At 41.6% G+C, this 24,674-nt stretch carries 19 protein-coding genes; 7 read left to right on the top strand and 12 right to left on the bottom strand.

Annotated elements, in window-relative coordinates:
- Positions 1 to 131: 131 nt before the first annotated feature.
- Positions 132 to 1,760, top strand: a complete 1,629-nt coding sequence (locus FHW88_RS08890; RefSeq protein ID WP_090525663.1) for an acyl-CoA carboxylase subunit beta — start codon at positions 132 to 134, stop codon at positions 1,758 to 1,760.
- A gap of 121 nt (positions 1,761 to 1,881) precedes the next feature.
- Here the strand turns inward: FHW88_RS08890 and FHW88_RS08885 are convergent, their stop codons facing one another.
- The 6 genes from FHW88_RS08885 to FHW88_RS08860 all read right to left on the bottom strand — a co-directional run bounded on the left by FHW88_RS08885 (position 1,882) and on the right by FHW88_RS08860 (position 9,013).
- Entirely contained in the window at positions 1,882 to 2,628 is a 747-nt protein-coding gene (locus FHW88_RS08885; protein ID WP_176624711.1) for a hypothetical protein, read from the bottom strand.
- Between the two features lie 17 nt (positions 2,629 to 2,645).
- Positions 2,646 to 4,949 (bottom strand): family 20 glycosylhydrolase, encoded by a 2,304-nt coding sequence (locus tag FHW88_RS08880; protein ID WP_176624709.1) that lies wholly within the window; start codon positions 4,947 to 4,949, stop codon positions 2,646 to 2,648.
- Positions 4,950 to 5,233: 284 nt separating this feature from the next.
- Positions 5,234 to 6,190 (bottom strand): thioredoxin-disulfide reductase, encoded by a 957-nt coding sequence (trxB, locus tag FHW88_RS08875; protein WP_090526227.1) that lies wholly within the window; start codon positions 6,188 to 6,190, stop codon positions 5,234 to 5,236.
- 73 nt (positions 6,191 to 6,263) lie between these two features.
- On the bottom strand, positions 6,264 to 7,439 hold the full coding sequence (locus FHW88_RS08870) for a dipeptidase (protein ID WP_176624707.1): 1,176 nt from the start codon (positions 7,437 to 7,439) through the stop codon (positions 6,264 to 6,266).
- 61 nt (positions 7,440 to 7,500) lie between these two features.
- The gene (locus FHW88_RS08865) at positions 7,501 to 7,959 is read right to left on the bottom strand and encodes a DUF3592 domain-containing protein (RefSeq protein ID WP_176624705.1); all 459 of its coding nucleotides are present in this window, start codon (positions 7,957 to 7,959) and stop codon (positions 7,501 to 7,503) included.
- Between the two features lie 58 nt (positions 7,960 to 8,017).
- Positions 8,018 to 9,013: an aldo/keto reductase gene (locus tag FHW88_RS08860; RefSeq protein WP_176624703.1), complete on the bottom strand. Its 996-nt coding sequence runs from the start codon at positions 9,011 to 9,013 to the stop codon at positions 8,018 to 8,020.
- Positions 9,014 to 9,185: 172 nt separating this feature from the next.
- Here FHW88_RS08860 and FHW88_RS08855 point away from each other — a divergent pair, with 172 nt between their 5' ends.
- From FHW88_RS08855 to FHW88_RS08835, 5 genes are all read left to right on the top strand, one after another.
- Complete coding sequence (locus FHW88_RS08855) at positions 9,186 to 11,234, top strand: vWA domain-containing protein (protein ID WP_176624701.1); 2,049 nt, start codon at positions 9,186 to 9,188, stop codon at positions 11,232 to 11,234.
- Positions 11,235 to 11,266: 32 nt separating this feature from the next.
- Positions 11,267 to 12,517 carry a dihydroorotase gene (locus FHW88_RS08850; protein ID WP_176624699.1) on the top strand — a complete coding sequence of 417 codons (1,251 nt, stop codon included), beginning with the start codon at positions 11,267 to 11,269 and terminating at the stop codon, positions 12,515 to 12,517.
- A gap of 7 nt (positions 12,518 to 12,524) precedes the next feature.
- Positions 12,525 to 13,193, top strand: coding sequence for a hypothetical protein (locus FHW88_RS08845; protein ID WP_176624697.1), 669 nt, complete (start codon positions 12,525 to 12,527; stop codon positions 13,191 to 13,193).
- An 8-nt stretch (positions 13,194 to 13,201) separates the two neighbouring features.
- Positions 13,202 to 13,780 carry a DUF4199 domain-containing protein gene (locus tag FHW88_RS08840; protein ID WP_090525645.1) on the top strand — a complete coding sequence of 193 codons (579 nt, stop codon included), beginning with the start codon at positions 13,202 to 13,204 and terminating at the stop codon, positions 13,778 to 13,780.
- A 463-nt stretch (positions 13,781 to 14,243) separates the two neighbouring features.
- Positions 14,244 to 14,810, top strand: a complete 567-nt coding sequence (locus FHW88_RS08835) for a DUF4199 domain-containing protein (RefSeq protein WP_090525643.1) — start codon at positions 14,244 to 14,246, stop codon at positions 14,808 to 14,810.
- A gap of 172 nt (positions 14,811 to 14,982) precedes the next feature.
- Here the strand turns inward: FHW88_RS08835 and rseP are convergent, their stop codons facing one another.
- The 6 genes from rseP to FHW88_RS08805 form a co-directional block, all read right to left on the bottom strand.
- Positions 14,983 to 16,317, bottom strand: coding sequence for an RIP metalloprotease RseP (gene rseP / locus FHW88_RS08830; RefSeq protein ID WP_090525641.1), 1,335 nt, complete (start codon positions 16,315 to 16,317; stop codon positions 14,983 to 14,985).
- Positions 16,318 to 16,336: 19 nt separating this feature from the next.
- Entirely contained in the window at positions 16,337 to 17,524 is a 1,188-nt protein-coding gene (locus FHW88_RS08825) for a 1-deoxy-D-xylulose-5-phosphate reductoisomerase (RefSeq protein ID WP_218117146.1), read from the bottom strand.
- Positions 17,525 to 17,530: 6 nt separating this feature from the next.
- Positions 17,531 to 19,030, bottom strand: a complete 1,500-nt coding sequence (locus tag FHW88_RS08820; protein WP_176624695.1) for a GH3 auxin-responsive promoter family protein — start codon at positions 19,028 to 19,030, stop codon at positions 17,531 to 17,533.
- Positions 19,031 to 19,032: 2 nt separating this feature from the next.
- Positions 19,033 to 19,734, bottom strand: coding sequence for a hypothetical protein (locus FHW88_RS08815; protein WP_090525637.1), 702 nt, complete (start codon positions 19,732 to 19,734; stop codon positions 19,033 to 19,035).
- A 5-nt stretch (positions 19,735 to 19,739) separates the two neighbouring features.
- Positions 19,740 to 20,708, bottom strand: coding sequence for a glycosyltransferase (locus FHW88_RS08810; protein ID WP_176624693.1), 969 nt, complete (start codon positions 20,706 to 20,708; stop codon positions 19,740 to 19,742).
- A 97-nt stretch (positions 20,709 to 20,805) separates the two neighbouring features.
- Complete coding sequence (locus tag FHW88_RS08805) at positions 20,806 to 21,756, bottom strand: glycosyltransferase family 2 protein (protein ID WP_090525633.1); 951 nt, start codon at positions 21,754 to 21,756, stop codon at positions 20,806 to 20,808.
- 217 nt (positions 21,757 to 21,973) lie between these two features.
- On the opposite strand from FHW88_RS08805, the gene FHW88_RS30155 reads away from it, so the two are divergent.
- Positions 21,974 to 24,577: a M1 family metallopeptidase gene (locus tag FHW88_RS30155; protein ID WP_176624691.1), complete on the top strand. Its 2,604-nt coding sequence runs from the start codon at positions 21,974 to 21,976 to the stop codon at positions 24,575 to 24,577.
- Positions 24,578 to 24,674: the final 97 nt, after the last annotated feature.

Raw genomic sequence — 24,674 nt, 5'->3', positions numbered from 1 at the left:
TATAAGCTAATGAACTGCCTGTTGCCAACTATTTACTGCTAACTGTTTTATCCCTTTGAAACAAAACCGTTTACAATTTCCTTTTTTAGATAGGAAATTTTCTAAATTACCTGTCCTATCTAAAACCAATTATGAATATCGAATTCAATAAAAATGAAGATATTAATAAGCAGCTTGTTTATGAGCTAAACACCCGGCTTAACAAAGTACATCAGGGCGGTGGTGAAAAAGCCGCAGCCAAACAAAAAGAAAAAGGAAAAATGCTGGCCCGCGAGCGGGTAGCTTACCTCATTGACAAAGATAAACCATGGCTGGAGCTCGGCGCTTTTGTTGCCGACGGCATGTACGCCGAGCATGGCGGCTGTCCGTCAGGTGGCGTTATTTGTGGCATTGGGTACATATCCGGCAGGCAATGTGTTGTAGTTGCCAATGATGCAACTGTAAAAGCTGGGGCCTGGTTTCCGATAACAGCTAAGAAGAACCTCCGTGCCCAGGAAATAGCCATCGAAAACAAGTTACCTATCATTTACCTCGTCGATTCAGCAGGAGTTTATCTGCCTTTGCAGGACGAGATCTTTCCGGATAAAGAACACTTTGGCCGCATTTTTCGCAATAATGCTATCATGAGCAGTATGGGAATTATCCAGATCGCCGCCATTATGGGTTCATGCGTGGCAGGAGGTGCATATCTGCCTATCATGAGCGATGAAGCGATGATAGTAGAAGGCACAGGCTCTGTTTTCCTGGCGGGATCATATCTCGTAAAATCGGCCATTGGCGAGGATGTAGATAACGAAACCCTCGGTGGTGCCACTACTCATTGCGAAATTTCAGGCGTTACCGATTATAAACAGCCTAATGATCAAGCCGCTCTTGATTCCATCCGTAATATCATGAGTATGACGGGCGATTATACCAAAGCCGGTTTCGACAGGATCCAGCCCTCAGCTCCAAAACTCAGTGAAAAAGAAATTTATGGAATACTGCCCGATAACCGGGAAAAAGCCTATGATATGAAGGAGATCATACTCCGTTTGTTGGATAACTCAGAATTTGAACCCTATAAAGATGGCTACGGACAATCTATCATTTGCGGCTTAGGCCGCATTGACGGATGGGCTGTAGGGATTGTAGCTAATCAGCGCAAAGTGATCAAATCAAAAAAAGGAGAAATGCAGTTTGGTGGGGTGATCTATTCTGATTCGGCAGATAAGGCTACCCGTTTTATCATGAATTGCAATCAAAAAAAAATCCCATTGGTGTTTTTACAGGATGTCACCGGTTTTATGGTGGGTAGCCGCTCGGAGCAGGGAGGCATCATTAAAGATGGCGCCAAAATGGTGAATGCAGTAGCAAATTCAGTAGTGCCAAAGTTTACCATTGTTATTGGCAATAGTTACGGAGCGGGCAATTACGCCATGTGTGGCAAAGCGTACGATCCACGATTGATCTATGCCTGGCCGTCGGCCAAAATTGCGGTAATGGGCGGCGGACAAGCAGCGAAAACGCTGTTACAAATCCAGGAAGCAAGCCTCAAAGCGAAAGGCGAAGAGATTGACGCAACAAAAGAAGCTGAGTTATTGAAACAGATAACAGATAAATATAACTCTCAAACAACTCCATATTATGCCGCTGCCCGACTTTGGGTTGATGGGATCATCGACCCGCTTGAAACCCGTAAAGTAATTTCAATGGGTATCGACGCGGCTAACCACGCACCGATAGAAAAGGCTTTTAATGTAGGGGTTATGCAGACGTGATCTTAGTGATTAGAGGTTGGAGATTAGTGATTAATAAAAAGCGCCATGATGAACTGCTCATCACGGCGCTTTTAATATTTTGATTTGTTTCGCCTTGCGCTCGTTTGTAACGCAAACTAAACTACCCTCTACGCTTTTTATGCTTTTTCTTAGATGATTTTGACGAGGATGACGATGAATTTTGTTTATCTGATGATTTTTTCTCATCAGTTTTAGCAGGCTGATTGTCCGGTTGCTTTACATCTGTCGAATCTTTGCTCAACTGCTTAACGGTAAATTCATTACCCCGTAAACCATACTCCAATTGGCGTTTTGCTCCTGATGGTTTGGCATCTTTGCCGGTTCCGTTAAATATCGGGAACTCCCGCATCAGCTTACCTTCCTTAATATAGAAATTATCATTACCACGGTAACCTTTGCGCTGCGAGCTGGTCAGCTTCGGAAAATCCAGCTTATTGGCCTTACTATTATTGTCGTTAAACTCAAAGGCGTAAATTGACGTGTAATTGGTTGTATCCTTTGATTTCGCCTGGATCAGGATCTCCGGATTGCCATCCACATCCATATCCGAATTGTAAACATCAATAATTGCGCCATCCAAATCGCCGGTTGTTGTAGTGTATTTTATGGCCGACGAATCTGAATGCAATATCATGAACGAACCAGCTTCTTCGGCACCGCGCCCCCAGCTCAAAATATCATAGCTTTGGCCCGGAGACACCTCTATCAGTTTGTGATACCTGAAAGGTGCCATCAGTTCCGGCTTTTTAGGTGCCGTAGGAGCGGCAGGCTTTTTTGTTTCCTGCCCACCGCATCCAGCCATTAATGCACTTATTGCAAGTGCAAAAAGGTAAAACCTGTTAGTCATATTTCTTAGGGTTCAACTTAGTTGTATAATGTATCTGGTGTTAGCTCGGCTTTTGCTTTACCAGGTGCGGTAATAAACACTTTTAACGATACCGGGCCAATCCCCTGATCAAAATATTTTACCGTTACCTTATGGTAGCCTTTTAATAACGGCGCAGCTCCCATTTGTTCATTTATGGTATGCTTTCCGTCGTTATCAACTACCGGTTGGTCATCGATTAATAAAACCGAACCACCTGCGGATGACGTTGCAAAGCCATAAACGCCATCTGTTTCAATATTAATAAATCCTGTATAAATCACACCATATTTACCTTTATTTTTTCGCAGATCGGCCGTATTAAAGGTTTTGGTTACACCGCTGTCGGCAGGCATAACGCCAAGTTGGTTTGTACTGCTGTAAAGACCAGGAAAAACCTGATACTTTAGTCCTGATGCTGTACCTGTATAAGTAACGGCTGCCATTGGCGCTTTATTGTAAACCAATGTACGGGTAACATTGCTCCGTTTGCCCGAAGGAGTGATAACGATAGTCTGTAGTTCGCGGTATTGATCAACAGGTATCTCCAAATTCAACGGAATAGTATAAATCAAATCTGTTTCGCGCGGGGTATAACCGTCAATAGTATAATGAACTTTTGCACCTTCAACAGATGGTTTTAATACGGCATTTAACTTACTGCCTATCATCACTGTATCTTTTGCACCTATAGCTGTTGGCACGTGGTAATCAAAACCGTTTTTATCCAGCCAGGCCAAATGAGCAGGTAAACGTGTATCAGCAAAATCAACATAATTTTTATTAGCCAATGGCGACCAGGCTATTTCCGACAGGGCAAGCAGTCTCGGCAATAGCATAAACTCTACCTTGGCATCGGTTGCTACATATTCTGTCCACAAATTGGCTTGTACACCTTTAATGTATTTCTGCTCATCTGGTGTTAACACAGCAGGGGTAGGGTTGTAGCTGTAAATTTTTGATAATGGTTCGTTACCGCCAATGCTCAAAGGTTCCTGGCTTGGTTTTCCCTGGCCATGATCAATATATAAACCGTTGCTTCCCGGTGTCATGATCACATCATGTTTTTGTTGAGCTGCTGCAATTCCACCTTCTTCCCCGCGCCAGCTCATAACTGTAGCGTTAGGGGCAAGGCCACCTTCTAAAATCTCATCCCAGCCAATGATACTGCGACCTTTTGAGTTTAAAAACTTTTCAATGCGTTGTATAAAATAACTTTGCAGTGCGTGCTCATCTTTCAGCTTTAATTTTTTTATTAATTGCTGGCAAAATGGCGAACTTTTCCAGGCATCTTTCGGAGCTTCGTCACCGCCAATGTGAATGTATTTGCTCGGGAAAAGCGCCATCACTTCTGTTAAAACATCCTGCAAAAAAGCAAAGGTTTTTTCATTAGGGCAGTAAATATCGTTAAATACGCCCCAGGTTTCGGCAGGTTGATATGTTTTTGACGGGTCACAGCTTAACTCGGGATAAGCAGCAAGCGCAGCTTTAGAGTGCCCCGGCATTTCAATTTCAGGTACTATGGTAATAAACCTGTCTGAGGCATACTTTACTACCTGGCGGATTTGATCTTGTGTATAAAAGCCGCCGTACGGTGTCCCATCAAATTGTTGTGGCGTACGGTCGTGATAACCACCTATAAGCGTTTGTGCACGCATACTGCTTATTTGGGTAAGCTTAGGGTATTTCTTTATTTCAATCCGCCAGCCCTGATCTTCAGTAAGGTGCCAGTGAAAGGTATTCAGTTTATAAGCGGCCAAGAGGTCGATATATTTTTTAACCATCTCAACCCCAAAAAAATGACGACCAACATCAAGCATTGCGCCACGATATCCAAAACGCGGGTAATCTTCAATTTGCACGGCAGGCAGCTTTATGGTAGCGGAATGTTCGGTAGGCATCAGTTGAAGTAATGTTTGCACACCGTAAAATAATCCAGCCCCTTTGCCAGCAACAGTAATTTGTTGTGGCGTAATGGTTAAGCGATAACCTTCGGCAGGTAAACCTTCGGTACCGGCTGCAGTAAGAGTTATAACGTTGTTGCTTCTGCTGCCTTTTAAAGCAACCGGTTTGTTATAAGCCTGATTGTTGGCAAGGTAATCTTTAAAAAATATCACCGCTTTATTTGATGGTGTATCTGCCTGAACGGTAGTTTCCTGGCTCAAAACAAATTGACCGGAAGCTTTTTTCAAGGAAACAGGAGCGGGGATAATACCCAGGTTTGGATCCGTGTCCTGTGCGTTTACAGTGGAGGTGTACACTGCAAGCACGGCAAGCAGTACTAAAGAAGCCTTTTTATACATAATTTATCTAACAGGTTAGTGTGAGCCCGTAAGATAAAACTTTTTTAAAAAATTTAAAAAGTTTTAATGTGTAAAAATGTTAGTTCAATAGTAGAGATGATTACATACTTCGCCTCTCTTTGCCCGCCCACAATCCCAATACTCGCTGTGGACTTTCCATTGCAATCTAACACGGTTGCTATTTAATGATGAGTACTTTGAAAATAAAAAAGCGACAGGCAAAACCTATCGCTTTTTTGAGGCTAAGACACTAATCTCTAACCTCCAATCTCTAATCACTTTAATTAAGCCGTCACCACATGCTCTTTGGCAGCCAGATAACGCTCAGCGTCGATAGCGGCCATACAGCCGGTGCCGGCTGCTGTTACAGCCTGGCGGTAAATGTGATCCTGGGCGTCGCCGGCGCAAAATACACCTTCAACGTTGGTCTCAGTTGAACCGGGACGGGTGATGATATAACCGGTTTCATCCATATGTAACCAGCCTTTAAAAATATCGGTATTAGGGTGGTGACCAATTGCTACAAAGAATCCTGTAACATCAAGATCGGTTTCGGCGTTTGTTTGGTTGTTAATTACTTTAACACCAGTAACGCTTTGACCATCGCCTAAAATTTCTTTGGTTTCGGTATTATATAATATTTCAATGTTTGGAGTGTTCAGCACGCGGTGAACCATCGCTTTTGAAGCGCGGAACTCGTCCCTGCGAACGATCATATATACCTTGCGGGCAAGTTTAGCTAAATAAGTAGCTTCTTCGGCAGCGGTGTCACCGGCACCAACAATAGCCACATCCTGGCCTTTAAAAAAGAAACCATCGCATACTGCACATGCAGAAACACCAAAGCCGCTATATTTTTGTTCAGACTCTAAACCAAGCCATTTGGCCGAAGCTCCGGTTGAAATAATCACGGTATCAGCTGTGATGGTTTTCACATCATCAACTACAACTTTATGTGGCAGGCTTGAAAAATCTACAGAACTAACATATCCGAAACGGATTTCGGTACCCAGGCGCTCAGCCTGTTTGCGAAAATCTTCCATCAGTTCAGGACCCATAATGCCCTGCGGATAGCCCGGGAAGTTTTCAACTTCGGTAGTTTGTGTAAGCTGGCCGCCTGCCAGTAAACCAGTATACATGACTGGCTTAAGATCAGCGCGGGAAGCATATATAGCTGCAGTATAACCTGCAGGACCTGAGCCTATGATCAGGCATTTTACGTGTTCAGTTTCTTGAGACATTTTATTATAAATGAGTTGCGAATTTACGATTTTAAGCGCATAAGGCAAAGCGCATATCGTCAACAAAGTGACATCATTTGCCTGTATTTGCGGCAAGCACCCGCATTACATTTCCACCTAATATTTTATCAATATCTTTTTGGCTGTAGCCTAATTTCAATAGTTCTCCGGTTATTTTTGGATAATCAGCAACGCTATCCAAACCAAGAGGGTATGATTCGGCACCATCAAAATCCGACCCGATACCCACATAATCAACACCTATCAGTTTCACAATATAATCGATATGCTTGATCAGCAGCTCAAGCGGTGGTCTGAGCTTGTCTGATTCCGATTTATACAAGGCGTTTATCCTGATATTGGCCAGATCGACGTCATGATAAACTTTGGTCAATGAATCGAGCTCTGTTTTATGCAGCGCCAAAAACTTAAGCACTTTGGGTGTATAGGTACTATCTACAAAGCCACTATAAAAATTAATGCATACCACACCGCCGTTTTTTGCCAGCGCCTTTAGTTGGTCATCCTTTAAGTTGCGGCGAAATGGATCGATACTATAAGCACAGCTATGTGAAGCGATAACAGGCTTTGTGGTAGTTGCCAGTACATCATAAAAAGTGCGTTCACCTACGTGCGATACGTCAACCATAACACCAAGCTCGTTCAGGTGTTTAACAATCTGCTTACCATAATCGGTGAGCCCTAAATGTTTCAAACTATCTTTTTTAGTAACCTCGTCACGTGCTGAAGTTGCCCATGAAGTACTGTTATTCCAGGTGAGGGTGAGGTAACGCATCCCACGTTTAGCAAGGCTGTCGATGTAATCCATCCTGTCTTCGATCATATGCCCGCCTTCAACACCAATCAACGCCGCCAGCTTTTTGTCGGCCACAGCTTTTTTAAGTTCTTTGGTGTTGCGCACTAAAGCTATTTTATCAGGATTACGCTTGATGAGCGCGTACAAAGAATCAATTTCCCGGTTAGCAAAGGCAAAACCGGATCCTTTACCATAACTCTCACCGCACCAGATAGAAAAGATTTGTGCATCAAGCCCGCCTTCTTTCGCACGAACCAAATCGAAGTTACCTTCGCTTTGATGTTTCCTTAAATCAACTTTGGTTATCAGCTCATTTGAAATAACATCATTGTGGGCATCAATTAGAACTGCCTTTTGATGAATTTGCTGTACGTTTTGGGCAGATAGTTTTAGCGTGAGTGATAAAAGAAATAATAATAACGATCTTTTCATAATTGGAAGATAAGGAAATTGACCGCTGATTCACATGTTTTTTCGATTTTACCGATTTTGGCTATCCAGCTTTCACTATGAAAATAATAATTGATGCAGCTAATAACGTTAATCCAAGTAAAATGAAGCTAAGGGGGACGCTTTTTGAAGAACTGTCATTTAATGTAAATAGCGAATTATCAGCAGGATCATATACCACATTTACCGAATCACCCTCTTTATATGAGTATCTGCTGATACCAACGTTGTGTTTTTTTGTTATCAATTCGTTTTGTAATGTCCGATATCTAATTACCGGGTAGTTTAATACCATCGAATCTTTATTGCTCCTTTCATGTTCAATACTTATAACCGTACCCTCAACTTGTATACCTCTTTTCATGAGTTTTTTGTGGCTATCATATAGTATGGCCCCAAACAGGCTAAATATGGCTCCGGTACCCCCCAGTGTCAAAGCAGTTATTGTAGGATTATTGCTTGATATTAAATGGCTGCTATATAGTAATGTATCAATGATCATGGTTCAGGTTTATATAACATGCGAAGAGACTAATAGCTCTCCGCGGTGTTAAAGATGTTTATCCAGCAATCACCAAATCACTTAACTGGTTATTGATAAACTCCATTTCCTCTCCATTGATATGAATATTGATGGCTTTGGCATTTTGAACAGATTGTTCGGCATTACGGGCGCCAACCAGCGCTACAGTTATGCCTGGATGATTGATTGTCCAGCGGATAACCAATTGCCCTAAAGTTGCACCTTTTTCGTCGGCCAATGGTTTTATTTTGGCAAGAAAGGCATTGGTACGCTCAATGTTTTGATCTTTAAAGTATTTGACGCCTGCGCGATGGTCGCCCTCATCAAAGTTTTGGCCGGGTTTCATTTTACCGGTCAATAAACCACGCTCAAGGGGACTATAAGCTAATATCGCTTTCCTATTCTCGATGCAATAAGGAATTAGCTCATCTTCAATAGCGCGGTTTACCATGCTAAACGGAACCTGGTTTGCAACGAGTTTAATAGTTTTGGCAGCTATTTGCATTTGGCTTACATCATAATTGCAAACGCCAGCCTCGCGGATTTTCCCCTGTTCCTGTAAGCGCAGGATAGCCTCCATAGTTTCGTCGATAGGCGTTGTTTTGTCCGACCAGTGGATCTGGTATAAATCGATATAATCGGTACCAAGACGTTTGAGGCTGGTTTCACACTCGGCAATAATGCTGTCTTTACCGGCATATCGATATACATCAATATCCTTCCCGTTGTTGTCTTTACTCTTAAAAAAGAACTCACCTTTAGCAAGGTCCCAGCGCAAGCCATATTTAGTCAGGATCTGTACCTTATCCCGGGGCAGGTCTTTAATAGCCTGGCCCACCAGCTCTTCGCTTTTACCTTGTCCATAAACTGGGGCTGTATCAATTGATGTTATTCCAAGATCGTAAGCCGCGCGCATGGCATCAATAGCTTCCTGGTCATCATTGCCTCCCCACATCCAGCCGCCAGCAGCCCATGCCCCAAAAGTTATTGCCGATACGCTTAGTTTACTTTCGCCTAATCTTCTGTATTCCATTTTTTAAGTAGATTGATGTATGCACCAAATATATTTATTTATACATGATTTGAAAGGGGCATCTATAGATGTATGAATAAAGCCAGGCTAAAACCTACGCATCTGAAATTTGCACATCGGCATATTTAAAAAATTACCACATTTGTAAATAGCACAACCATCTATATAAAATATGTATTTTTTATATCCTGCTTTTTTATTCGCGTTGCTGAGCCTGGCTATCCCGGTTGTGATCCACCTGTTCAATTTTCGTAAATACAAAAAGGTATATTTCAGTAATGTACAGTTTCTGAAAGAGGTGCAGGAACAGCAGGCTTCACGCCGCAATTTGAAGGAGCGATTGATATTGGCGTCGCGTTTACTTGCTTTGTTATTTCTGATACTGGCATTTGCCCGACCTTATATCCCCGGCGCGCAAAATGCTAATGCTGGTAAACAGCAGGTGATCAGCGTTTTTGTGGATAATTCTTACTCCATGGAAACCCTTAACCGCGAGGGCTCGTTACTTGATGAAGCCAAACGCCGTGCTAAGGAAATTACTTCGGCTTATAATATTAATGATCGGTTTCAATTACTTACGCAAGATTTTGAAGGTAAACATCAAAGACTATTGAGCCGTGATGAATTTAATGATGCAGTTGATGCGGTTAAAGTAAGTTCACAAAGCAGGAGCTTACAACAGGTTATCAGCAGACAGGAAAACCTATTGCAAAATCAACCGGGAGCTCCCAAGTCGGTGTTTATTATTTCTGATTTTCAAAAAAACAGAAATGATAAACCAGTGAAAGCCGATAGTAATATTGCCGTTAACCTTGTTCAGCTTAAAGCCGGGAACCTTCCCAATGTTGCTGTTGATTCGATTTGGCTCCTTGGTGCGGTACATCGCCCGGGTGAAAGTGAAAAACTGGTTGTACGCCTACATAATTACGCTACAGAAAAAGCAGAAAAGATTCCCCTCAAAATATTAATTAATGGTGAGCAAAAGGCGCTCGGTAGCTTCAGTATCAATGCCCGCCATGTTCAAAATGATACCTTATCATTTTCGGGCTTAAAACCTGGATGGCAGAGCGGTGAAATTCAGTTGCAGGACAACCCGGTCACATTTGACAACCAGTTTTATTTTAGTTTTAATGTAAAGGAGCAAATGCCGGTTCTGCTGATAGATGGAGGCGCTCCAAATCCATATCTGAAGGCTGTTTTTGCATCTGACGCTTTCTTTGCTGCATCCCGTGTAACCGATGGTAACGTTGATTACGCTGCACTTAATAGCTACCCTATAGTAATTATCAGCGACATTAAAACCATAGCTACCGGACTGGCACAGCAGTTGAGAACGTACGTGACAAAAGGAGGGACGCTGGTTGTATTTCCGTCGGCCGATGCTGATCTGGCTAATTATAAGTCATTGTTATTAGCCTTAAATACCGGATATCCTGAAAAGCTAATAACCCAGGACGTAAAAGTAGCCTCCATCAACAAACAGAGCGCAGTATTTAAAAATGTATTTGAGAGCTTTCCTCAAAATCCTGATTTGCCATCCGTAAAAAAATATTATCAGCTGAGTAAAAGCGGTTCTCAGCAGGAAAGCCTGATGAACCTTGCTACCGGCGAAGCTTTTTGGGAGGGTTACAGCAGCGGAAAAGGGAATGTTTACATGTGTGCTGTACCTCTTAGCGAAGATTTTAGTAACCTGCCAAGGCATGCGCTGTTTGTACCCATACTTTTTAGGATGGCATTATTAAGCGGGCATGACCAACCCTTATTTTACACTTTTGGTGCCGACGAAAGTTTTGAGGTACCACCCGTACAAACCACCGAAAAGCAATTGCTCAAACTCACCAAAGGCAATCAAAGCATTATCCCGGATGTAAGGCAGCAGGAGGGAAGTACGTTGTTATATGTTTCTGATCAATTAAATGAACCCGGAATTTATTCGCTCCGCAAGCAGGACAGTACGCTGGCAACACTTGCTCTTAACGATAACCGGGCAGAATCAGATATGAGTTATTTTACGGCGGCCGATCTCGAAAAAATACTACCAAATGCAAAGCCCTTATTAACAGCAGGAAGCGGTTCATTAAAAAGTGTTGTTGCCGAATCAAATTTTGGCACACAATTATGGAAACTTTGTATAATTTTGGCGCTGATCTTCCTGCTTGCAGAAATTTTGTTAATCAGGTTTTATAAGCCTGATCAACAGGGCGTTATTCAGGCTGGATAGATCGATACAAATCCACACATAAAGCAGTGCTAATGAATTTGCTTATCAAATCAGCCACTATTCTTGATCCCGGATCATCCTTTCATCAACAAGTTGCCGATATTTTAATTGAAAATGGTGTTATCACCCGCATAGGCGACGATATAGATGCCGATGCCGAACTGTTTGATGCCGAAGGCAAATATGTTTCGCCCGGTTTTTTCGATCTTAACTGTAATGTAGGCGAGTTGGGCCTTGAAACCAAGGAAGACCTTCGCTCCGGTACAGTAGCCGCAGCAGCAGGAGGTTTTACGGGCATAGCACTAATGCCCAATACCCAGCCGCCGGTGCATTCCAAGTCGGAAGTTGAATACCTGCTAAACCGCTCAAAAGGTAACCTGGTTGATGTTTATCCTCTGGGTACCATATCGCAGAAGCGTGAAGGGAAAGATCTTGCCGAAATGTATGATATGTACCAAAGCGGTGCCAGGGCTTTTACCGATGGCAGTCGCCCGGTACAGGACGCGGGTTTAATGGAAAGAGCTTTACTGTATGCACAGGGTTTTGATGCACTGGTTTTCTCTTACCCTGAAGATACCGCTATAGCAGGTAAGGCAAAAGTTAATGAGGGGGAGATCAGCACGCTACTTGGCATGAAGGGAATTCCTTCACTGGCCGAAGAACTGATGGTTGCCCGTGATCTTTATCTTGCAGAATACACCGTGTCCCGCATCCATTTTACAACCATATCAACTGCGCGTTCGGTCGAATTGATCCGTGAGGCCAAGCGTAAAGGCATTGAAGTTACCTGCGACGTTGCCGCACATCATTTAATATTAACCGATGAAGCCCTTTTAGGCTTTGACAGTTTATATAAAGTGAAACCACCCCTGCGTACTGCCGATGATGTTGCTGCGTTGATAAAAGGTTTAAAAGACGGCACTATCGACGCCATTGTATCGCAACATACCCCACACGAAATTGAATTTAAAGATGTGGAGTTTGAAGTTGCTGAATATGGCATAATAGGTCTGCAAACCGCATTTTCCCTGGCTTTAAAAGCGGGTTTACCGGTTGAACTTATAGTTGAAAAACTGGCTGTTAATCCCCGCGAAATACTTGGTGTTGAACTGTCGGTTATCGCTGAAGATGAAAAGGCAAACATCGTGGTTTTTGATACTGATACCGAATGGGAATACACTGCGGCTAACAACAAATCTAAATCTGCAAACTCGCCTTATATCGGGCAGCGTTTAAAAGGTAAAGTATTGTTAACTTACAACAATCACCAAATATTTAAATAATATACCTATGATCGATCCTAAAATAGAAAACGCCTTTATAGCAGCGCTTGAGGCCTTCTCCAAATACAACAACTTTGATGCAACCCAGCTAACCGATGAGTTTGCTGATGTTTTTGCGTCCGACGAAGATTTTTTATCTAAAGTAGATGAGCTTGATGCGGTTTTTGATGAAAATCCTGAAGTAGAAGAACTTCGTGAGATCTTCTTCGATTTGCTAATGATCAACTTCTTTAGCGCAGATGTTAAAAAACTGGAAGAAGATTACCTCGATACTCCTGAATGGGAGAGCATTGAAGAAGAAACACTCGACCGCGGTACCGAACTCCTTAACCTTTTACTATATCTGAATGAGTGTGAAGATGAAGATATTGAGCCGGAACTGGAAGATTACCTGAAAGAGTTTTTATTAGTTGATGAAGACGAGTTCCAGGATGAATACCGCATTTATGAGCCGGTTATTGCCAACCAAATCCTGATTGAAAGCCCGGTATCCGAAATCAGCAAGGTTGCTACTACGCTTCCTGAAGATTCGGAGCTTAAAGAGCTGTTTTACCCCATGATGTGCTTTTTTCAAAACATTGATCCATCTGACGAAGAGAAGAAAGAGATTGCTGATAATGCTATCAACAAAGAGTTTGATATGGCAGTTTTAGAAATTTTAGTTAGTTTTCAATAGCCTTTTTGATGAGCGCACAATTAGAAAGAACCATAAAAATACAAGGACTTATCAAAGGATTGATTTTAGGTGCAGTATTGGCTGTGGTAAGTATTATTTATTTTTATTTTATGGTAAGTGTAGCATCGGCTGTCGCAATAACAGTTGGTGCAATACTTTTCACGTACATATTTCCGATAGCTATTGCTGCTTTGTTTTGCATAAATCTGAGGAGCAAAGTCGGCGGGTATTGGACAATGAGGCAGGCCGCCACCGGAATTTTCATTATGTTTTTCATTTCAAACCTGACCATATTTATACTACGTGATCAGATATTTGCAAACGCTATAGAACCGCAAATGGCTCAGAAGACTAAGACAGCTATGGTTACAGCTTTGACTAAACTGAAAGAAAGCACTGCCAAACCGGAAGAAAAGAAGGAAGCTGACGCCAAGATTCAGGAGATGGAGAAAAGCTTTCAAACCGGAAAAAGCATTACCATAGGTCAGCAAATCCAGTCATTAGGTATAAGCATTATATTTCTGTTTGTTTTATCGATAATTTTCGCTGCTTTCTTTAAACGGGAGCCGGCGGAGTCTATTTCTTGAATAAAAGATTAATCGTATAACAAAACAGGCTTTTCAAATTTTGAAAGGCCTGTTTTGTTATACCGAGTTTACGAAATTAAAACCAAGATAACACACCCTAATAAACTGGGTTAACACTGGCTAACACATTTTAAATAAAGTGATTATAAATAATTAGTAATCAGTATATTGTATTTCTACCGGGTTAACACTACTGATATTTTTGAATAATTAAGCACATCTGAATGTTTGCGCCTGTTATTTGCAAAAATAGGTGCCGAGTGGGCCTGGGCGTTTAACCTGCTTCAGACCATAAAACAGCATCTAATAGCTCGCCTGTATCATAGCCTTTCCTCAGTTATATTAATTAACAACGAGATATCGGCGATAAACATTTGAAAAGCATTTGCCTGGGTAAAAAATAAACATATACATGATATAAGATAATTAGTTAATTTTAACCAAACACTAAATAACCTATATCATGGAAATAAAAAAAGCGAGCCCATCGCAACCAGCCCTGAAGTGGGCGCTAATTAACCTGGTAACTTCAATAGTTATAACTTATGCATTTCAGTTTCTTGATATTGACCCCAACTCATCTCTTAAATACCTGAGCTTTTTGCCCTTCATCGCTTTCTTGCTGTTAACGCAAAAAGAATACAAAGATCAGCTTGGCGGATATATTACCTACGGAGAAGGCTTTTTATCCGGTTTTTTATATGCGATTTTTACAGGAGTTTTCGTTGCGGTATTCACTTATGTATATTATGCGATATTAAGTCCGGAAATGGTTAATAAGGCCCTAACTGCCTCACGCGCGCAAATGGAAGCAAAAGGAAATCTGTCGCAGGATCAAATAGACAATGCCTTAAGTATGGTAAGTAAATATTTTGCGGTTATAGCGACAGTAAGCGTTGTATTTATATACGCCATTTTTGGCGCTATAGTGAGTCTGATCTCGGCAGCGGTATTCAAAAATGAAAGATCACCTTTTGACACCGTTTCCGATAATTACGAAGATCCTAAACCTATTGATCCGGCGGTATAAAACAAGCTGAAAGCAGAATGCTCAAAGCTTAAAGCTAATTCTAATTTGTACAGCTATTCAATTGATTGATAAATTCATATAAAACAAGAAAGGCCTTTCAGTAGTTGAAAGACCTTTCTTGTTTTATATGCTTGGGAGGCATCTCTAACCTCCAATCACTAATCTCTAATCGCTATTTCTTCATTACCAGCTTCACAATATCGTTACCAAAAACAAATACCATTAGGGTAACTAAAATTACAAAGCCTACAATCTGGGCGCGTTCAAGGAACTTATCGCTCAACGGTTTACCTTTAATCATTTCAATGATCAGGAATACCGCGTGACCTCCGTCAAGCGCCGGGATAGGCAAAAGGTTCATCAATGCCAATACCATCGAAAGAAAGCCTACCAATGTCCAAAAGTGGACCCAATCAACAGTACCACCAAACAGGTTGGCTATAGCTACCGGTCCGCTTACTGCTTTACCAGGGTTAACATCACCTCTGAAAATCTTACCGATACCTTTGGCATTATCCCTGAAAGTTCCCCATGCTCTTTGTGCTCCTATAGGAAAAGCTTCGAAAAAACCGTACTTTATTGTTTTGATATCCGGAAAATCGCTTTTTGCACGGTAAAAGCCCAGCTTGCCTTCTGGCGTAACCTGTGCTTTCAAGGTAACCAGTTCATGGTTGCGTTTTATACCCAGTTCAACCTGTTTGCCTTTATTAGCCGATAGTTGAGCCTGCAATTCGTCCCAAAATACAATTGGATGATTGTTGGCCATTACAATGCTGTCGCCCTTTTTTAAACCTGCTTTTACAGCATTACTGCCCGGTTCCAATGAATCAACAATGAACTTGGCACGGGGCAGGCGACTGATGAAACCTTCTATATCATGATCGTTCAAATCATTTAGGATGGTACGCGGAATGCTGATCTGCAAAGTTTGGGTGCCACGCAACACGGTAAAAACAGTATTATCCAATAATACCTGCGGACTTGTAAGATCATCAAAACGTTCAAATGGCTTACCATTGATAGCAACAACCTTGTCGCCTATTTGAAGGCCTATTTTTTTACCTACTTCACCTGGTACAATACCGTATTTTGCTGCCGAATTAGGTATATAACTATCGCCAAAACGCATGGTTAGCACCCAAAATATCAAGATGCCCAGTATAACATTTACCGTAACACCACCAAGCATTACAATAAGGCGCTGCCAAGCTGGTTTTGAACGAAACTCCCAAGGTTGCGGCGGACCAGCCATTTGTTCTGTATCCATCGATTCATCAATCATACCGGCAATTTTAACATAGCCACCAAGTGGTAGCCAGCCAATACCATACTCAACGCCTTTATATGTAAATTTAAACAGGCTCACGTTCCAGGCATCAAAAAACAGGTAGAATTTTTCTACCTTAATGCCAAAGGCCCGTGCCGCCAGGAAATGCCCCAGTTCATGCAGGATTATCAAAATTGAAAGGCCCAGTATAAGCTGGCCCACCATGATCACTATACTCATTATCTATATCTATGTAATATTAAAACTGTAATGTTTTTGAAGGTAGTTGCTGTATATAATTTTCCGCAAAGATGCGTGTTTCTTTGTCAGTATTCAAATAATCGGTTAGGGTTGGCTTTGCAATAAAATTTATTTTCTGCATACATTCTTCAATAATGCCGCTCATAGTTAAAAAGCCAATTTTACGGTCAAGAAACCCGGCAACCGCTATTTCATTTGCCGCATTGATAATGCAAGGTATGTTACCTCCCTGTTTTAACGCAGCGTACGCTAAGCTTAGATTACGGAAAGTTTCCATGTCTGGTTTTTCGAAAGTGAGGTTAGCGTAGTCGGCAAAGCTGAAACGTTTAAAATTCGTTTCGATCCGGTTGGGATAGGTGAGGGCATACTGTATAGGTAGCTTCATATCGGGCAAACCCAATTGTGCCTTAATTGATCCATCCCTGAACTGTACCAGTGAGTGAATAATAGATTGCGGATGAACTACAACCTCGATCTGATCGGCCTCAATATCAAACAGCCATTTGGCCTCAATAACTTCAAGCCCTTTGTTCATTAATGATGCCGAGTCGATAGTTATTTTAGCGCCCATTACCCAGTTGGGGTGTTTAAGGGCATCCTCACGGGTAACGTTGGCTAAAAAGTCGAGACTACGGCCACGGAAAGGACCGCCCGATGCGGTAATGATCAGTTTTTCTATCGACTTATACTCCTCACCAACAAGGCTTTGAAATATTGCTGAATGTTCCGAATCAACCGGTAAAATCTGAACTGCATTTTGTTTCGCCAAAGCGGTTATGATATCGCCGGCAACAACCAATGTTTCTTTATTAGCAAGAGCAATGTCTTTACCGGCTTTAATGGCAGCTATTGTTGGCTCCAGACCTGCAAAGCCTACCATGGCAGTTAGCACAACCGCAATTTCGGGATGCGTTACTGTATCAATGATAGCCTGGTGACCGGCAAGTACCTGTATTGGCAAATGTGCTAAAGCCTCTTTAACTTCCTGGTATTTGCTTTGATCACAGATAATGGCATATTCCGGCACAAACTCAATAGCCTGGCTGATGAGTAAATCGGCATTAGAATGTGCTGTGAGCAAAAACGCCCTGAATAAATTGCTGTTCCACCTTATAACATCAAGTGTTTGTGTACCGATGCTGCCTGTTGAGCCAAGGATGGCAATGTTTTTTATTTGGTTACTCAAGTATCTTTATTTTATAAAACTCTTTAATCCTTCGGCAATCTTCCTGTCGTTTGATAGCCGTGGTACTTTGTTTTGCCCGCCAAGTTTACCTTCAGTCCTCATATAATTGATAAAGGCATCTTTTTGCAGGCTTTGGATCACCAAAGGTTGCAAAATGTTACCTTCAATCAGGTCAAAATAGTAAATATTTTTATTCTGCAACGCCTTGTCCACTTTTATGGCGAAAGCCTGAAGATTGTCAGGGGCTGTACCAAACTCGATAAACCATTCATGGTAAGGTAATTGCCCCGCTGCAGGGTTAACCTGGGGTGCAACGGTAAATTCAACCACGTCAACGCCCTCTTCTTTAGCCACGCTCATTAATGCATACTCTACCTCTTCGCCTATAACATGTTCACCAAAAGCCGATATATAATGCTTAATACGGCCGGTTACGACAATACGATACGGATCTTTTGAAACAAATTTAATCGTATCGCCTATACTATAGCCCCATAAACCAGCGCTGGTGTTCATGATGAGCGCGTAGTTTCTATTCAACTCTACATCTTTAATATTAATGCGGGTTGGGCTTTCATTAAAATACTCATCGGATGGGATAAACTCGTAGAAGATCCCAGAATCAACTAATAATAAAAGGCCTTTTTCTTTTTGTGAATCCTGGAACGCGATAAAGCCTTCGGATGCCGGGTAGGTTTCTATCGAATCGACCTTGAAACCGATACTTTCCTCAATACGGGCGCGGTAAGGCTCGTAATTAACTCCTCCATAAACGTAAAGCTTAAAGTTTGGGAAAATGTCTTTTATCTTTTTACCTCCTGCTTTGGCCGAAAGTCTGTCGAAATACATCTGGCACCATGGCGGGATCCCACTGATGAGGCGCATATCTTCATTAACAGTTTCGTCTACAATGGCGTCAACCTTTTGCTCCCAATCTTCAATGCAATTGGTTTCGTAGCTGGGCAAGCGGTTTTTTTGCAGATAAGCGGGAACATGATGCGCAACGATACCCGAAAGCCTGCCTGTTGAAATGCCATGCTTTTCGGCTAAAATGGGGCTGCCCTGCAAAAATATCAATTTGCCATCAACAAAATCAGAGTTACCGGTTTCGTGGATATAGCTTAGCAAAGCATTACGTGCCGCTTTGATATGCTCCGGCATGCTTTCTTTAGAAATGGGGATATATTTTACACCGGATGTTGTACCGGATGTTTTGGCGAGATAAGCAGGTTTCCCGGGCCATAGCACATCCTCCTCGCCATTAACCACTCGGTCGATATAGGGGCGAAGGTCTTCATAGTCATGTACAGGCACCAATCGCTTAAAATCCTCGTAGTTGTTGATCTTTTCAAACTGATGATCTTTACCAAAACTGGTGTCTTTGGCCGCATGCACCAGATCTGTAAATGCCTTTTGCTGAAATGCAACCGCGTTTTTACGAACCTTATTTAATTCCCGATTAACAAAGGCAGCAAATACTTTACTTAATGCAGATTTAAATCCCATTTTTAATTGGTTTCAGATAGGTCATCATCCACATCAAGGTGGCTATAAACCAGTTTGCGATAGGCTGCCATCAAAATTATGTTAGCAAATGGAATAGCTATTATTAACCCTACAACGGTGATTGCTGCAACCAGCATCAATATTTCGATTATAATGAAGATCAAGAAATATTTTAAAAAATTCCCCTTTATCAAATAAAAGCTTTGTTGTACTGATTCTATCGGCCCCGACGCGTCATCAACAATGAAACAGGTGCAAATAGGAAAATAGAACAAAAAAAAGAACTGAACAATAAGTCCGATAATAAATTTGAAAAAATCCTGGGCGAAACCTTCTTTTAAACCTTCAACCAGGTGGGTCGCAAAAACAGCTAATGTACTCACCAGTACCAATAACGTAAGATAGCTTACCAGCATCCTGATTTTAGGAATGATCTCGCTAAAATCAAAATCATAGTATTCTTTGTCCATTAATCTGAATACCAGCTTTATAAATGCTAAGAATATGAAAGTTATTTCAACCAGTAACACAACAAAGCCAATAGAACTCACCATTGCATTATCATCAAAATAAAATACGGCAAAGCCTGATATGAAGACAAATATCATGGCAACTACCGAGTAGACCGAGATTATGGCAAAATTCTTCTTTAAAATATTCCATGCGGTTTTAATGGTCTCCGCTACAGAAAAGGGGTGGTACATATTGCTTATGATCTACTTAAAACTTTCCGCTTCCAAAAATCCTGTATAAATCCTAACCCGTAGGCAATAAGTTGTGTGAAGGCAGCTATAATGCTCAAAAATGCGATTTTTAACGATTTATTTTTCCACCATGCATGGAAAAATATTAACAAAGTGAAAATCAACAGTATAAAATTACCTACAGGTGCTAATACAGAGCCAAATAGGTTTAGAATAATAGTAAGGATAACACCTACTGTAAAAGCAGCCGGAAAAAAATGAACCAGCTTTAACTCCTGCGGGAAAAATTTAGAAATATTGATGCGCGCCCTTCCGAAAAAGTGCAGCTGCTTATAAAACTGATAAAAGTTGGTTCGTCGTTTATGATAGACTATTGCATCTGGAATCAACCCAATTTTAAAGCCCAGCGAATGGATCCTAATGCTGTATTCTATATCCTCACCAAGGCGGGTGATAATAAATCCGCCGGCTTTTTCCCAGGCCTGCCTTGAAACACCCATGTTAAAACTACGTGGGTGAAACTGCCCTATACCTTTTTTATTACCACGAATACCTCCGGTAGTAAAAGGGGAGGTCATGGAATAGCTTATGGCTTTTTGTGTAGGGGTAAAAGATTCATGCGCGCCATCGGGACCACCATAGGCATCGAGATAGTTTTTTGCCAATGAATCGTTTACAATTCGGAGGTAATTGGGGGGGACTAAACAATCCGAGTCAAAAATTACAAAATAATCGCCTTTGGCACGCTCAAAACCAAAGTTACGTGCAAAACCCTGGCCTTCATTCTGTTTTTTAAAATAACGCAGGTTAAGCTTATCGGTAAAGGTATTTACTATGACTTCAGCATCATTTACAGAACCATCTTCAATAACCAAAACCTCAAAATTGTGATAGGTTTGCAAGGTGAGGCTTTCCAGCAGTTCTTTAATTTCCTGCGGTCGGTTATATAAAGGAATGATGATGGAAAAAAACATGTTTTTAGAATAGATGTGAGATTTAAGATGTTAGATATGAGACAGGAGGCAAGTATTCAAAAAGTCTCAAATCTCATATCTAACATCTCAAATCTGATTAAATTGTTTCCTCAATTTGGTAATGGTTACGTTCGCTTGCGCTGCGTGAAACAAGCTCGGCAACAAAGCCTGTTAAAAACAATTGTGAGCCTAATATAATAGCAACTAAGGCTATATAAAACAGCGGACTCGTGGTTACATCCCTGTATTTTAGGTTGTGTGCTATATTGTAAAGCTTTTCCCAAATTATCCAGATGGCCATAATCAAACCCGTAAAAAAGCTCAATGTGCCCAGCGTACCAAAAAAATGCATCGGACGCTTGCCAAATTTACCTACAAAGAAAATTGAAAGCAGATCGAGAAAGCCGTTGATAAACCGGCTTAAGCCAAACTTGGTTTTGCCATATTTGCGAGGGCGGTGCTCAACAACCTGTTCGCCAATTTTGGTGAAGCCGGCCCATTTTGCCAGAACCGGGATATAACGGTGCATCTCGCCATAAATTTCAATGTTTTTAACTACAACATTACGATAGGCTTTTAAACCGCAATTAAAATCGTGCAGGTTATGGATGCCACTCATACGACGGGTTGCCGCGTTGAATAGTTTGGTAGGTATAGTTTTGCTCAATGGGTCGTGCCTTTTTGCTTTCCAGCCCGAAACAAGGTCGTATTTCTCTTCAGTTATCCGGCGGTAAAGTTCCGGGATCTCATCCGGACTATCCTGCAAATCGGCATCCATGGTGATCACCACATTGCCTTTGGCAGCGATAAAACCGGTGTTAAGGGCTGCGGATTTACCATAATTACGCCTGAATTTAATGCCTTTGATAAAAGGATTACCGGTTTGCAGCTTCCTGATCATTTCCCATGATCCGTCCTTGCTGCCATCGTCAACCAAAATTATCTCGTAAGTAAAACGGTTTTCGTCCATTACCCGGCTAATCCAAGAGGTTAATTCGGGTAACGACTCTACTTCATCGTAAAGAGGTACTACAACTGATATATCCATTTATTAGGGCTGCGATCAACGACTGTATGTGCCGTAAATCATCCGCAAAAATATAAAAAATAGGGATTGATTTGCAACAATGTATCAACGGCCATTTTAGCAAAATAGTTTATTCGTAATTGTTATAAACAAATGAGCTTGATACTACGTAACCAAGCAATTACGTTTCAAGTCAAATATATTTTAATATCTTTCCCTCACAATTAAAACACAGTTAATGAAATTCTACAAAGCCGCGTTGTTATTGGTTTTAGGCATTTATGCCGGTGAAGTAAAAGCGCAAAATGCAGATCAGGCAGCACCCAAGTATGATCAGCACAAAGTATTTAACCCTATATTTTACCCCGAAAGGGGCGGTGAGTTCAGGACGGCCAGTGGTGCTCCAGGTCCAAAATACTGGCAAAACCGGGCCGATTATAAGCTTGATGTTACGCTTGATACCGCTAAACACCGGGTAGAGGGCAGTACTTTAATTACTTACACCAATAACAGCCCGGATGCGCTTGGGTTTTTATGGCTCCAGGTAGATCAGAATATTTATAAAGAGGATTCACGTGCCGAATCTACAAGCAATGTTTCGGGTGGAAGGTTTGCAAATAAATCATATACAAAGGGTGCCGAAATAAAATCGGTTTATATCATCAACAAAGGCAAAACGCTGAAAGCCGATTACCTGATCACTGATACCCGTATGCAGATCAAGCTTAAAGATTCATTACGTGCAGCCGGGAGCAAATTGCAGATCAAGATTGAATACGGTTTTGATATTCCCGAATATGGTACCGACAGAATGGGCCGTCAGCATACTAAAAATGGCTGGATCTATGAAATTGCGCAGTGGTACCCACGCATGGAAGTTTACGACGATGTAACCGGATGGAACACCATACCATATCTTGGTGCAAGCGAGTTTTACCTGGAGTACGGCAATTTTGATTATACTATTACCGCGCCTGCAAGTTTGGTTGTAGCAGGATCGGGCGAACTGCTTAACCCTGCCGAAGTATTATCACCTACCTCGATAAACCGTTTGGCCGAAGCCCGTAAGAGTGATAAAACAGTTATCATTAAAGATTCAACTGATATTTTACGTAATAACGATTACCCGAAAAAGCCGACGCTTACCTGGCATTTTATGTGTAAAAACGCCCGCGATGTGGCCTGGGCTGCGTCAAAAGCATTCATTTGGGATGCTGCACGCATCAATTTGCCAAGCGGTAAAAAAGCGCTTGCCCAATCTGTTTACCCTGTGGAAGCTAAAGGGAATAACTCGTATGGCCGCTCAACCGAATATGTTAAAGCCGCAATTGAACTATATAGTGATAAATGGTTTGAATATACCTATCCTGTAGCTACCAACGTGGCCGGTATAGTAGGAGGGATGGAGTATCCGGGTATCGTATTCTGTGGCTCAAATAATCAAAACGGGGGTTTGTGGGAGGTTACCAACCACGAGTTTGGCCATAACTGGTTCCCGATGATCGTCGGTTCAAATGAGCGTAAATACGCCTGGATGGACGAGGGTTTTAACACCTTTTTAAATAATGTTGATACCAAGGTATTTAACAAGGGTGAATATTATGAAAAGCCCGATCAGCAAAAAAGTGCCGCTTATTTATTTAGCCCAGGTGCTGAGGCTATTATGAATACGCCCGATGTGATACAGGAGGATTTTTTAGCAGTTGCTGCTTATGAAAAACCGGCCTTAGGATTAACTATTTTACGCGAACAGATCTTAGGTGAAGAGCGTTTTGATTATGCATTTAAAACCTATATCAAACGCTGGGCTTTTAAACATCCAACTCCCTGGGATTTTTTCCATACGATGGATAATGCCGCAGGTGAGGACCTGAGCTGGTTTTGGAACGAATGGTTTTTCACCACCTGGAAAGTTGATCAGGGTATAAAGGATATTTCATATCCTGATAATGATGCCACCAAAGGTGCTATGATCACCATTGTAAACCTGGAAGAAATGGCATTGCCGGTTACCATATCAATTAAAGAAGAGAACGGAAAAACCGGCATTGTAAAGCTTCCGGCAGAGATCTGGCAGCGCGGCGATACCTGGACCTTCCCGTACAAATCGACCTCGAAAATTGCTTATGCAACCATCGATCCTGATCATAATTTACCTGATGTTAATCCCGAAAATAACTCATATAGCGGGCTGCCGATTCCACAAGGCACAACTGCAAGTACTGTAATCAAGGCGTATTTAGATGCCATTGGCGGTGCCGACAAACTAAAAAATATTCGCGATCTGCAAACATCGGCAGTTGGTAATATACAAGGCGCTGACGTGCAATTGGTAACCCGGTATAAAATGCCTGATAAGTACTACCAGGAAGCAATAGTGCCTTCATATAATAACCTTGTTGTGTCGCATATAACACTTAATGGCGATAGCATAAAAGCACGACAGGTTAACAGGGATGTACAGCTTGATGATGCAGCTAAAAAAATGATCAAACTTAAAAGTCGCCCGTTTCCAGAACTTGATTATGAGCGGATAAATCAAAATATAACGCTGCAGCCTATTTTAAGAGTGGTAAATAACGAGCTGGCCTACGAGGTTGATATCAATATAGGTACTGAAATTCATATCCATAATTATTATAGCCAAAAAACAGGACTGAAGCTTAAACAAACCATTGAAGGGGCAAATGACCTGACTGTTGAGTTTGGTAACTATGAAGGTATAAACGGAGGTATTAAAATTCCGTTCTCTGTAAAGACCATCCTGGTTGGCCAACCAATTGAATTTAAGGTTAAAGAGACATCTGTTAATTCTAATCCGTCGAACGAGGCTTTTAAGTAGGCTCAACACCATAAACCGATGGGGTATCTTAATTTTTCATATAAATTGAAAATTAAGATGCCCCATTTTTATTTTCTATGCTACAAGCCTGAAAATC

Source organism: Mucilaginibacter sp. SG538B, from assembly GCF_013376065.1.
GTDB classification, from domain to species: Bacteria; Bacteroidota; Bacteroidia; order Sphingobacteriales; family Sphingobacteriaceae; genus Mucilaginibacter; species Mucilaginibacter rubeus.
The sequence above is the reverse complement of the archived record's forward strand: the minus strand, read 5'-3'. Positions and strand labels throughout refer to the sequence as shown.

Excerpts from the sequence above, each read along its gene's own strand:
- FHW88_RS08890 (WP_090525663.1), top strand. The coding sequence starts at position 132 with ATGAATATCGAATTCAATAAAAATGAAGATATTAATAAGCAGCTTGTT.
- FHW88_RS08885 (WP_176624711.1), bottom strand. The coding sequence starts at position 2,628 with ATGACTAACAGGTTTTACCTTTTTGCACTTGCAATAAGTGCATTAATG.
- FHW88_RS08880 (WP_176624709.1), bottom strand. The coding sequence starts at position 4,949 with ATGTATAAAAAGGCTTCTTTAGTACTGCTTGCCGTGCTTGCAGTGTAC.
- trxB (WP_090526227.1), bottom strand. The coding sequence starts at position 6,190 with ATGTCTCAAGAAACTGAACACGTAAAATGCCTGATCATAGGCTCAGGT.
- FHW88_RS08870 (WP_176624707.1), bottom strand. The coding sequence starts at position 7,439 with ATGAAAAGATCGTTATTATTATTTCTTTTATCACTCACGCTAAAACTA.
- FHW88_RS08865 (WP_176624705.1), bottom strand. The coding sequence starts at position 7,959 with ATGATCATTGATACATTACTATATAGCAGCCATTTAATATCAAGCAAT.
- FHW88_RS08860 (WP_176624703.1), bottom strand. The coding sequence starts at position 9,013 with ATGGAATACAGAAGATTAGGCGAAAGTAAACTAAGCGTATCGGCAATA.
- FHW88_RS08855 (WP_176624701.1), top strand. The coding sequence starts at position 9,186 with ATGTATTTTTTATATCCTGCTTTTTTATTCGCGTTGCTGAGCCTGGCT.
- FHW88_RS08850 (WP_176624699.1), top strand. The coding sequence starts at position 11,267 with ATGAATTTGCTTATCAAATCAGCCACTATTCTTGATCCCGGATCATCC.
- FHW88_RS08845 (WP_176624697.1), top strand. The coding sequence starts at position 12,525 with ATGATCGATCCTAAAATAGAAAACGCCTTTATAGCAGCGCTTGAGGCC.
- FHW88_RS08840 (WP_090525645.1), top strand. The coding sequence starts at position 13,202 with ATGAGCGCACAATTAGAAAGAACCATAAAAATACAAGGACTTATCAAA.
- FHW88_RS08835 (WP_090525643.1), top strand. The coding sequence starts at position 14,244 with ATGGAAATAAAAAAAGCGAGCCCATCGCAACCAGCCCTGAAGTGGGCG.
- rseP (WP_090525641.1), bottom strand. The coding sequence starts at position 16,317 with ATGAGTATAGTGATCATGGTGGGCCAGCTTATACTGGGCCTTTCAATT.
- FHW88_RS08820 (WP_176624695.1), bottom strand. The coding sequence starts at position 19,030 with ATGGGATTTAAATCTGCATTAAGTAAAGTATTTGCTGCCTTTGTTAAT.
- FHW88_RS08815 (WP_090525637.1), bottom strand. The coding sequence starts at position 19,734 with ATGTACCACCCCTTTTCTGTAGCGGAGACCATTAAAACCGCATGGAAT.
- FHW88_RS08810 (WP_176624693.1), bottom strand. The coding sequence starts at position 20,708 with ATGTTTTTTTCCATCATCATTCCTTTATATAACCGACCGCAGGAAATT.
- FHW88_RS08805 (WP_090525633.1), bottom strand. The coding sequence starts at position 21,756 with ATGGATATATCAGTTGTAGTACCTCTTTACGATGAAGTAGAGTCGTTA.
- FHW88_RS30155 (WP_176624691.1), top strand. The coding sequence starts at position 21,974 with ATGAAATTCTACAAAGCCGCGTTGTTATTGGTTTTAGGCATTTATGCC.